At 66.3% G+C, this 1,648-nt stretch carries 1 protein-coding gene; it reads right to left on the bottom strand.

Annotation, left to right across the window (positions count from 1 at the left end):
- Positions 1 to 12: 12 nt before the first annotated feature.
- Positions 13 to 1,491: a transposase gene (locus tag LR394_RS40985; RefSeq protein WP_231450133.1), complete on the bottom strand. Its 1,479-nt coding sequence runs from the start codon at positions 1,489 to 1,491 to the stop codon at positions 13 to 15.
- Positions 1,492 to 1,648: the final 157 nt, after the last annotated feature.

Raw genomic sequence — 1,648 nt, 5'->3', positions numbered from 1 at the left:
GGCTCTTCGAAGTTAACCGGGGTTGAGGCATCCTCGCTTCCTCCGGGTGGTTGCGCAGCGTGTTCGTAGGCGTTGGTTGTCGGGGTTGCGGTAGCCGTAGGCGTTGCGGGCGTCGAGTTTGACGACGCGGTTGTAGCCTTCGCTGGCAGCGTTGGAGTGTCCGCTGGTGATGGCGTTGTGGATGCCGTCCCACCAGGTGTCGATGGTGGTGGCCAGCCGGTCCAGTTCAGGAATGTTCGCGTCGGCGCACCAGGTGTAGAACTTCGTGAGGCGTTGGCTGATCCGGGACCGATCCGGGACGGCGTGCCCTGAGTCTGGCGGCCCGGAAGGAGTCAGGGCCAGGACCTGACGCAGGAGGTCTTTGGCGATCCAGGCTTTCAGGATCGTGACGCCGTCGTTGCCGAGCTCGACGAGGGTGTTCCAGATCTTCGCAAAGGCTTTCGGAGAAAGGTTTTCACGGTTCCTGCCCAGGAGGTTGCGGATGGCCCATTCGGGATCGTTCTTGCGTCCCCTGCGGCCGCGGCGGGTCATGGTGATGCGGCGGCGGACCTCGGTGACGGTGTCGGTGGCGAGTTTCACGACGTGGAATCGGTCCACGATGATCTGCGCGGCGGGTAGGTAGCGGCGGATCGCCGAGACGAAGATGGTGCACATGTCGATCGCGACGAACTGGATCCGGTGGCGCCAGGCGGGTGTCTGAGTGGCAAGCCAGTAGGCGACGTCATCGCTGGTGCGGCCCTCGATCTGGGCGAGCATCCCGGCGCCGCCGGTGATGTCGGTGAAGCCCACGTGCCAGCGGTCTGCCAGGGTCCGTGCCCGGGAACACTCATCGCCTCGCTGCGGCGTCGGGCCGGCATCTGTAACAGGCTCTGAAGGAACGGTTTCTGGGACGCCGGCCGACGTGGGTGCAATGTCCTGCGTCGATGGTGGCCGCCACCGTGGGCGGCCGCGGCGGACCTCGTCCATGCCCAGCACGCTCACCGCATCCGCCGGCCCCTCCAGCAGCCCGGCCCGGTCGGCCTGTTCCCGGACGGAGTCCATCACGACGGGCCAGGAGAGCCCGCAGGACCGGGCGGCGGCTGACACACTCGAGCAGACGCCGTCCACGACCAGATCCCCGGCCTGGGCCCGCAGCCGGCTCGTCAACCTGGATCGATGACCGACAGAGGGCAGACACTCAGTGAACGCCCTGATCTGACAGCGTTTTTCCCGGCAGTACCAGCGACGTTTACGCCAGCGCAGGTCCAGGCGCTCCGCGCCCAGACGCACGTCTCTGGGGCGGGTGATCACCCATTCCTTGGCCTGCACCGAAACGACCGCGCAGCCCGGGCAGGCCGCCGCTGCTTCCTGCGCATCCGGTGCGGTCACCACCTCGACCAGCCGCGAGCCGTCCTCGCGTCGTGACACCGCCACCACCACAAGCCCTTCCAGCCCCAGCAGTCTCGATGCATCCCCCGCACCCGTTCCCAGATCTGTCGTATCCTCGTTCAAGCCCGTGGTCGTGTCGTCGTAGTTTGTGTGGAAACAACCACGATCGGTTCACGGCTACGGGCCCTTCGCAAGACACGCCGGAACCAGGCCTGCACTACACAACGTCACCCCGCGAGCGGCATCAAGCCATCGGCATCCCGGTTAACTTCGAAGAGCC

It is taken from the genome of Kineosporia babensis (assembly GCF_021129305.1).
GTDB classification, from domain to species: Bacteria; Actinomycetota; Actinomycetes; order Actinomycetales; family Kineosporiaceae; genus Kineosporia; species Kineosporia babensis.
Note: the sequence above shows the minus strand (reverse complement) of the source record. Positions and strands in the feature narration are given on the sequence as shown.